The sequence below is a fragment of the Thermogemmatispora sp. genome (assembly GCF_019683635.1).
Classification (GTDB): domain Bacteria; phylum Chloroflexota; class Ktedonobacteria; order Ktedonobacterales; family Ktedonobacteraceae; genus Thermogemmatispora.
Window position 1 is genome coordinate 1 of the sequence record NZ_JADGIA010000199.1, and the last position, 9203, is coordinate 9203.

Here is a 9203-nt window from a genome sequence, read left to right on the forward strand (position 1 = left end):
GCCCTGGCCAACGGCCCCATTTCTCTAGCCAGCTCCTGGCGTCCACCACACCTGTCGCAGCAGCATGCCTTGACAAATGCCACCCTCTACTCTATACTTTCTCTAGTTACTATATTAATATAAGTAACTATTGTTGAGTCGTTGGCTATTCTTATTTTAGAAGGGGAGGCCAACCATGCCCTGGCGCTTCGACCCGGCGCACAGCAGCATCGAATTCAGCGCCAAGCACATGATGATCACCACCGTGCGGGGGCGCTTCAAGCAATGGTCGGGAACCATCGAGTTCGACGAGGCCCATCCTGAAGCGACGCGGGTCACCGTCGAAATCGAGGCTGCCAGCCTTGATAGTGACCAGCCGCAACGCGACGCCCATCTCAAGTCTGCCGATTTCCTCGATGTCGAGCATTACCCCACCATCACCTTTAGCAGCACGCGTGCTGAAGCGCTTAGTGACACCACGGGCAAGCTCTACGGAGACCTCACTATTCGTGGCGTCACCCGGCCCGTTGTCCTCGATGTCACCCTGGAAGGCCGCTCGCGTGACTGGCAAGGCAAGAGGCGCCTGGGCTTCACTGCCACCACCTCGCTCAACCGCAAAGACTGGGGACTGAACTGGAATGTGGCCCTCGAAGCTGGCGGCTGGCTGGTCAGCGAACGCATTGACGTCCATATAGAGGCGCAACTGATCGAAGAAGAGAGCGCGGCCAGTCAGGAAAGCCAGACTCAGGCCGCCGGCAGGCAGGGATAGAAGAGCATCCATCAAGGAGCGGGCAGTAAAGCGGGCCGTCAGGAGCGCAGTAGCCAGCAAGAGGCCGCTTTGCTGTCTGCTCCTCCTCAGTCATCAGGGATGGCAACGGGAAGAAAGAGACAGGGAGCGGTCCCGTCCGGCCTAGCTGATAAAGTCCTCTGTAAACCAGACCCAACCTGAAGGATCGACATAGACCCCGATGCCTACGCGGTGCAGCGTTGTACTAAAGAGATGGATATGATGCCAGCCTGTTGCCGGCTCATTGGCCATGCTTTCCTGGACCTGATAGACATTGGTCCAGGCGGGATTGGAGGGGCCGGCCAGACCAATATTCTCGCCGCAATCGCTGAAGCTTAAGCCCTCATTGGCGATGCGCGTGCACTGGGGCAGGCCGTCGGGGCAGGTGTGGCTAAAGCCGCAATGGTACATATTCCAGCTATGCAAGCGAGCACCGGCGGCTAAAGTAGCATTCCAGGTATAAGGATAGAGGCCCTGAGCAGCTCGATCACTGTTGATCTGCTCAAAGAGCTTCTGGGCCAGGTATTGCTCCAGAGCTGTCAGCGGGGGAGGAGGGCCATAAGGGGCGGCGGCATTCGCCGAGGTTGCCTGAGCGCCGCTTGTCGCCTTGGCCTGGGGGGAAGGCGTGGGAGTGATATGCTGGCTAGGGATCAGCACCGTAGGGGTAGGCGTTGCCAGCCGCTCCAGGTTGGTTAAGGCCCCGCTGCCGGGGGGCGTGTGGGCCGCATCGCGTCCTGGCTGAGAGCGACCGCTGCCGCTCCCTCCGCTTGCGCAGGCGGGCAGCAACAACAGCAGCACAAAGAGGCTGATCATCCTGAAAGCCAGCCGATCTCTTCTCATGCTGAGCAGCAGCTCTCTACCTTACTGGAAAGCCTTTAAGCAGGAAACAGTGTAACATATCGTCTCAATCCATAGGCATATCGACAAATATGCCTGGTACTTTTGGGCGAAGACTAAGCATGCACAGCGAGAGAAGAGGTTGCTATCCTTCCAGAAGAAGATTTAGAAGCGGCAGGTTACAACGACGGCGGTGATATCATCGGGCTTGGCACGAATTGTCGTATGGCGCTCCTCGCGCGAGCGCTGTAGCGAGCGTTCGACCAGGAGGCGGGCCACCGAAGAGCGCGGGCCAGCCTTCAGCAAAGCCGCGATCTCCTCATCGGTCAAATTATCGTGGATGCCGTCGGTGCAAAAGAGCACGCGGTCGCCAGGGGCGATCGTTGTCTGGTCCACATGAATCGTCGGGGGCAAGGGGCCACCGAGAGCCTGGGTAATGCCGCCGCGCCAGCGGAAGTAGTTCAGCTCCAGGTCCGAGAGGTCCTCGAAGCGCATGGCCTGATCGATGCGCAGGGCATCGCTATCCTTGAGCACCTTATTTTCCACCAGCTTTCCCAGCAAGCCGTCGTCGGTTGTCAGGCGGCGAAGCGACTCGCCGGGTCGGAGCAAATAGATGCGGCTATCGCCGACGTGGGCATACAGGAGCAAGGCCCCGGGAGCGTTAGAGAGAGGGCAGAAGACGCCGAGCGCGACCGTGGTGGCCAGATCGTCGGTCCCGGCCAGCTGCGCGCCTTCTGTGCGGATCAGTTCGTCGGCCCCCTCCAGCACCTCGTGTAAGTAGCGGCCAAGTTCCTGATGGTGGTCTCCCTGCTGGTCCAGCAAGAGGCCGCTGGGGTAGCGCTGCTGCAGGCGGCGCATTACTGTTTTCCAGCCCTGGTGTGTGCAGCGGGCGGCGATGCGAGCGGCAATTTCGCCGGCGGCGCTGCCTCCGACGCCATCGAAGACGGCGGCCAGGCCGGTTGAGGCATCAGAGATAAAACTGTCCTCGTTGTGCTCGGGGTGCCTCTCACAGGGGATGCTACAAGCAGAGAAAACAAAGCGAGACGACTCAGAGGCGACGCTGGCTTGGCGCCGGCGGCCTCTTGTATGCGGCATCGTAATCAATGACTCCTTCAGCTCCACTCCACGGCTTGGTCTCGACATAGCGATATAGACCAGGACAAGACGAGTCTGGTGCAGGTATGGTAGCGTGTTTGGCCGCGCGCTTGCGTCGCCGCCTGGCACGGACTCTGGACCTGGAGCGCCGCGCGACAGGTTGATCCTGCGGTGGGCCTGGCCGTGTCGATGGACGGCGACCGATCCCTCGCAGTGGGCGAGGAAAGCATCAAACCCCGCCAGGCGAGGGATAGCGAGGGAAATTGTCCCTTGATCGCGCTTACGCTAATTATAGTATGCCATCCCTGTCTGGTCAACTGCTTACGCAAATACGAGACAGAAGCGTGGTGAAGACACGGCCACCGGCGCGGGCCAGGCGGCGACCCCTCACCCTGCTCACAGGCATGCCAGCGGAAGAGCAAGGTGAAAGCCCGGCTTGCGCGGTCGCTGCCAGTCCAGCCGGGCTCACAGCTGGGATCACTCCGCCAGGAGCCCGGCCAGACGCAGGAAGTTTTCAAAAACCAGGCGCGCGTGCTGGCGATAGAGCGGATAGAAGCGAGCACGTTCCTCTTCCAGACGCCCGATGGCGTCGGGTCCCAGGAGCGAGATAATCTCCTCACGGTAGTCGGGAGCATAGAGCCACATGTCCAGCATAGCGGGCGTCAGCTCGATGTGGTATTGCAGTCCATAGGCACAGCGCCCATAGCGGAAAGCCTGATGAGGTGTACTTGGGCTGGTGGCCAGCAGGACGGCGCCGGCGGGCAATCCGAAGACGTCCTCATGCCAGTGGATGACCTGCTGATAGCCCGGCAACCCCTCAAAGAGCGGGTCGCGCTGCCCGTCCTCAGTCAATTGTACCTGGTAGAAACCAAGTTCCACAAAATCGTGTCGCTTGACATCCGCTCCCAGAACATTCGCAAGCAATTGTCCCCCCAGGCAAATACCGAGGTAGGGAATGTCTTGCTCGATTGCCTGGCGAATCAGGGCCTGCTCCTGGCGGAGATAGGGATAGCGCTCCTCCTCGCCTACGTGCTGGGGGCCGCCCAACACCAGCAAAGCGCCGTAGTTGCCCAGGTGATCCGGCAGGGGTCTCCGCTCGGCTTGCACAGTATCGCAGGCGATGCCGTGCTCCGCGAGGATCTCACCAAGGTAGCCGGGGGGATCATCCGAGATCTGTTGAATAGCTAAAATGCGCCGCGGTCGGCGCCGCTGCTGGCCTGTCTGTTCTGTCTGCTCCATACCCGCTTTACCTGCCTCATTACCTCAAGCTCTCCCGAGCGATCGGGGAGGAAAAACAGAGCGACCGTCTGTCTGGCTCCGGCCCAGTTGGGCCTCGCCGTAACCAGCCGGTTGCTTCTCTGAAGACTATAGCTGAGAAGGAGGCTCGGGGTCAAGGCTTGGCCGGGCCGCCCGCGCCTCACCCTTCGGCTGTCGCCGCCGCTGCCTGCGAGGGGGCAAACGGTTGTTTTGCTATGTAATGTCTTGTATTATTTTGTTTCAGAATGTATACTATGTAACAGGGGTGTGTGCTTTTCCTCACTGCTTGCTGCAACGTTAGCCCTGACACCAAAGGGGGTCATGTATGGGTAAACGCATACCTTCCTGCTGTCGCCTGGTGCTACCCTTCGTCCTGACCTTGCTACTCCTCCTTGTTCTTGCCCCTGATGTGCGTGCAGCTCATGCCCAGGGCTTGAAGCTGGTCGGTCCAAAGAAGTACTACCTTGTCCTGGGAAACTCCCTCGCTTTTGGCTTCCAGCCTGACCTTGACTTCACGCACGGCTACAGTGACTACTTTTTCCAGGACCTGAAGGCTCACGGCACTACCAACATGGTCAACCTGGCCTGTCCGGGCGAGACCAGCGTAACCTTCCTCAACGGCAAGTGTCCCTACCCCTTCCTGCGCAAGTATCCCTACCTTGGTTCGCAGCTGAAGGCCGCGCTCAATTTCCTGCGCGCCCATCCGGGCCAGGTCAGTCCTGTGACTCTTGATATCGGGGCTAATGATGTCCTGCCCTATCTCAATCCCCAGACCTGTGCCATCGATACGGCTGGCAGCACCAGTGCCCTGCAGACGCTGGACTACAATCTGCGCCAGGTGATTCTGCCCCAGTTGCAGGCGGCCCTCACCGTGAACGGGCAGGTGACGGGCGACCTGCTCGTGATGAACTATTACGATCCCTACCAGAACACCTGCCCCAATACGGTGCCCTATAGCCAGCAGATTAATGACCATCTGGCGAGCGATGTTCAGGGATTTGGCGTGCTCGTCGATGTTTTTTCTGCCTTTGGAGGTGCTGCCGTTCCCAATAACAACATCTGCAGCTATACCTGGATGTGCAGCGTGTTCCACGATATCCATGCAACGGACAAAGGCTACCAGGTGATTGCCCAGGCCTTTGAGCAGACCGCTGGCTACTAGGGCTGACCAGGCGCTCGCTGGTCAGTCAGGTGAGCCAGTCGGTGAGGCGATGCGGCCACGTCCATGCAGCTCTGTTTTCCTGTCACTGTTGGCTTCTCTGCTGGTGATCTGCTGAGGAGAAGCCTGGCGGGATAGCGGTAGAGCTTGCGCTCTCCGCGCCTTGCTGGCGGGTGGGTCGACAGCCTGTTGATGTTCCCGGCGAGGAAAGGCACCCCCGGCTGTCGGCCCACCTGTTTTCTCGTCCGCCGGCGCTCTCTCCTTTCCCTCTCCTCTGGTGCCTCCCAGGATTTAGGCACTCTCGGGCCGGGCGAGATCTGATCTGTCCTAAACCCTTGGCCCATCCTCTTGGGCTGGCTGCGATGTATAATAAAGGCGCGCACTGTTCCCTGGCGTCGCACAGGGACGTTCTAGTCTGCAGGAAGGCTGTCAAGACGCTGCCCTTACCTGGCGCCTGAGCTGATCTGCAAGGTGTTGTTGCTCTGGCGCTCCCAACGGATCGGATCAAAAGGAGGGCTGTTCCCGTTCCGGCTATGGATGCTCCCATGAAGTTGCTGCTGGTCGATGATCACGGCCCCTTGCGCAAGGCCCTGCGTGAGGGCCTGGAGGCGACGGGCGCTGTCCAGGTGGTTGGCGAGGCTGCCACGGGTCGTGAGGCCGTGGCGCGCGCCTTCGAGCTGGATATGGATGTAATCCTCATGGACGTCCAGCTGCGTGATCCTGCCCTGGGACGCAAGGCCATCAGTGGGGTGGCTGCGGCGGTCGCTATTCGCCGTGAGCGTCCCCGGATGCCGGTGGTCTTCTATTCGATTCAGGATGACGACGAGTATTATCGCGAGTTCCGGGCTTCTGGCATTCTGACGCACTACGCTTATGTCCGCAAAAGCAACTATCTCTTGCCGAGTATGCTGATACCGTTGTTGCGTGATGCTATCAGTGGCCGCAGCTTTGTTGACCCCGAGATTGAGGATCGCGTGCAGGAGGTGCGCAGCCTGGATGAGCAGTCTCCGCGCGCCTTGCTAGAGCCGAACGAATTGCGTGTTGCCGAGCTGCTGGCCCAGGGCATGACCAATGAGCAAATTGCTGCTCGCCTGAATCTGCACGATAAGCGCGCGGTGAGCCGCACGAATGGTCGCATTTATGCCGCCTGGGGCTTGAGTGAATCGGCGGTCGATGAGAAGGTGGCGCGCGCGCGGGCGACGCTGATCTATACGCTCAATCGCATGATTGTCTGGGATGAGCAAGGGGTGGCCTACGTGCAGAATCGCAAGGGCGAATGGGTGCCCTTCTATACCAGTGAGGGCGAGGAAGCCTCTTCTTAGCCGGGCTGGCCGGCCTGTCTGTCTGTACTGAGGGAAATGATGGCTCTTGAGACACTGCTTGCTCCGGTCACCTTGCTGCACACGCTGACGCTGGCGGTCTCGATCTTTAATCTGGTGACCTTTCTCTGGCTGGCGAGTACGGTCTGGCTGAACGGCGACCACCGGGCGCGCATCACGCTCTGGGGGGTAGTAGGTCTGGCGCTGAGTGCCCTCTTTTTCTTTGTGCATGCGCTGCTGATTACGCTGCCGCTTGATCAGCCCGCTCTGCGTCCTCTGCTCAACATTCTCTGGCAGGCAGCCTGGTTTCCGGCGCTCTGGGTCCCCTACATCTGGTTCGCCATTGGCCTGCACTATGCCTCGCTGATCAACGCCGGCTGGCGACGGCGCATTCCCTGGCTGCTGGCTCTGGGGGCCGTGCTCGGGACGGCGCTGCTCTTGTTGCTGTTGCTCAATCGCCGGACCTTTACCTTTGTTGAGACATTGCAGCTGCTGGCCTATAGCACGCCGCCGCCCAGTGCAGGCCACGCCTGGATTTCGTCCCTCTTCCTGTTACCGCTGCTTTTCCTGGTCTATGTGGCCTTCTGCGCCATCGGCCCCTGGTTTACCTCCAGCCGCATTCAGCAGGTGGTGGTGGCCGGCGGGCGGACTTTAGGGATGAGTCTGCGGGCGCGGAGCAGAGGGGGGACCCGGCCTGCCTTGCGGCGGGCGCTGTTGGAAGCCTTCTGGGATGATCCCACTGAGGTAGAATTGCTAGAGGAGCCGCAGCTCTCCTGGCACCTGGCGCGCCCGGCCTTGCTGCTGGCTGCCCTCCTGATGGTGGCCCTGACCATTGGCCTGGGCCTGGCCGGGCTGTGGTCAATGCTGCGCTGGCTTGGACGTGGGGCGCCGCTGCTGGCTCTGCCGCCTTTGCGGACTATTCCCTCGGGCTTGCTCTTGCTTGATCTGATCGCCAACCTGGTGGTAGCCTTGATCATTCTGGTCATCGGCTACTCGATTGTCCGTCATGGTATCCTGATTGAGCGCCCGCTGGCGCGGCGGGGCTTCTTTGAGCAGTGGCGCGGCATCGTCATTGTGGCGACGGCGGTGGCGCTCTTCATTGCCCTCCTGGTCTCGCTGACACATAGTAGTCTGGGTGGACTGCTCTGCATTACCTGCCTGGCGACGCTGGCCTATGCTCTCTTTACCTGGAGCAGCTATCGGGCCCATGATCGCTATATTGCTTTGCTGGGCCGCTTTTTGAGTAGTACGAGCCTGCGCCACTGGCTGAATACGAGCGCGGAGAAGAGCGAGCGCGAGCTGGAGGATCTCTTTTTCTCACTCTGCCAGAGTGTCCTGGCGGTGCGCTGCGCTCGCCTGGTGATTCTGGCCGGCCCGATGCGGCGCACCTTTAGCTATCGCTGGCCGGCTGACGCCCGCTTCAATGGGACAGAGCTACCGCGCCGCGGCGATGGTCTGGTCTCCGCCGAGACAGATGCTCTGGTGAGATTGGTGCCTCGGCGCCCGCCTGGTGGACGCGGCGCCGGCACGCCGCTGGCCTATCGCTTGCGTCTGCGCCTGGCGAGCGGTGAGCCGCTGATCTGCTGGGTGATGCCTCTCTACGATGAGCGCGGACTGGTGGCGACCCTTTTTCTGGGGCCGCGTGAGGATGGTGGGACCTTTACGAAGGAGGATATGAATCTGGCTCAGGCTTGTGGGCAGCGCATTCTCGATACCATTGGCGATCATGAGGCGATGCAGGCTGTCGCCGCTTTGCTACGCCGCCGCATCGTCGATGTCAAGTTGCTGGGTGCTCAGCAGCGGAGGATTTTGCACGACGAGATTCTGCCTCAGATGCATCTGGCGCTGCTGCATCTGGAGACGCTGCGTACGGTGACACACCAGAAGGGCCAGGAAACGGCTCGTGTGGCGCTTGAGGAGGCGGTTGAGCTGGTGAGCGCCGCCCATCGTCAGTTAGCAGCTCTGATGCGCGCGACGACGCCCGGGGCGCCCTATCGTCTGGAACGCGAGGGGCTGGTACAGGCCATTCGGACGATGCTGGAGCAGGATTTTCATGATGCCTTCGATGAGGTCTGCTGGCAGGTGGATGACGAGACTGCCGCTCATATCGATGAGGTAACACCGCCAGCAATCGCTGAGCTGATCTTTGCCGCTGTGCAGGAGGTGCTGCGCAATGCGGCTCGCCATGCCCGCGGCAGCGATGTCCATCGCCGCTTGCGCCTGACCCTGCAGGCGCGCTGTGACCCCGATCTGGAGGTGGTGGTGGCCGATGATGGTGTGGGAATCGCGGCTGCCAACGCAGCTACGAGTGGTACCGGCGGCGGCCTGCTGACCCACAGTGCCCTCCTGGCTATTGCCGGCGGCAGCTTGACGATTAAGAGCGCCCCAGATGAAGGGGTGACGGTGCGCATCTATCTGCCTGCTGAGGCCCTGCTCTGAGTACCTTCGCTGAACGATGGCACGCCCTGGCCTCCCCTGGTGGCCGTTCTTGCCCGCGAACCCGCTGCTGCCCTCCTTGTTATGGCTGTGCTTATGTTTATCGACATTGCTCCTATTCGCATAGGCTTTCCTCTTCTATCTTCCTCTAAATCTTCAGGCCAGGCGGTTCTATATAATGTGAAGACAAGCTTTCCTTTTGCTGCCAAAAGATATCCATAATGAAACCCCTCTTTGCTTCTCTTTATTGACTTTCTTCAAAAAATATGTTATCCGTGTTATATATTATAATTACAATATTGCTCCATAAAGAGAGCAAAGGAGAGAGTGAGAT

General features: G+C 60.2%; 7 protein-coding genes. 4 read left to right on the forward strand and 3 right to left on the reverse strand.

Annotation, left to right across the window (positions count from 1 at the left end; translation table 11 throughout):
• Positions 1-175 precede the first annotated feature (175 nt).
• Positions 176-748 (forward strand): YceI family protein, encoded by a 573-nt coding sequence (locus tag IRZ31_RS17585; RefSeq protein ID WP_297156025.1) that lies wholly within the window; start codon positions 176-178, stop codon positions 746-748.
• A 141-nt stretch (positions 749-889) separates the two neighbouring features.
• On the opposite strand, the gene IRZ31_RS17590 is transcribed toward IRZ31_RS17585, so the two are convergent.
• The 3 genes from IRZ31_RS17590 to IRZ31_RS17600 form a co-directional block, all read right to left on the reverse strand.
• Entirely contained in the window at positions 890-1606 is a 717-nt protein-coding gene (locus tag IRZ31_RS17590; RefSeq protein WP_297156027.1) for a CAP domain-containing protein, read from the reverse strand.
• A gap of 162 nt (positions 1607-1768) precedes the next feature.
• Positions 1769-2698 (reverse strand): PP2C family serine/threonine-protein phosphatase, encoded by a 930-nt coding sequence (locus IRZ31_RS17595; RefSeq protein WP_297156029.1) that lies wholly within the window; start codon positions 2696-2698, stop codon positions 1769-1771.
• Between the two features lie 477 nt (positions 2699-3175).
• Entirely contained in the window at positions 3176-3937 is a 762-nt protein-coding gene (locus IRZ31_RS17600; RefSeq protein ID WP_297156031.1) for a type 1 glutamine amidotransferase, read from the reverse strand.
• A 343-nt stretch (positions 3938-4280) separates the two neighbouring features.
• Here IRZ31_RS17600 and IRZ31_RS17605 point away from each other — a divergent pair, with 343 nt between their 5' ends.
• From IRZ31_RS17605 to IRZ31_RS17615, 3 genes are all read left to right on the forward strand, one after another.
• Positions 4281-5117: an SGNH/GDSL hydrolase family protein gene (locus IRZ31_RS17605; protein WP_297156033.1), complete on the forward strand. Its 837-nt coding sequence runs from the start codon at positions 4281-4283 to the stop codon at positions 5115-5117.
• 542 nt (positions 5118-5659) lie between these two features.
• Positions 5660-6436, forward strand: coding sequence for a response regulator transcription factor (locus IRZ31_RS17610; protein WP_297156035.1), 777 nt, complete (start codon positions 5660-5662; stop codon positions 6434-6436).
• A gap of 39 nt (positions 6437-6475) precedes the next feature.
• A complete protein-coding gene (locus tag IRZ31_RS17615) occupies positions 6476-8872 on the forward strand; it encodes an ATP-binding protein (RefSeq protein WP_297156037.1) in 2397 nt (798 codons plus the stop codon).
• The last annotated feature ends 331 nt before the right edge of the window (positions 8873-9203 follow it).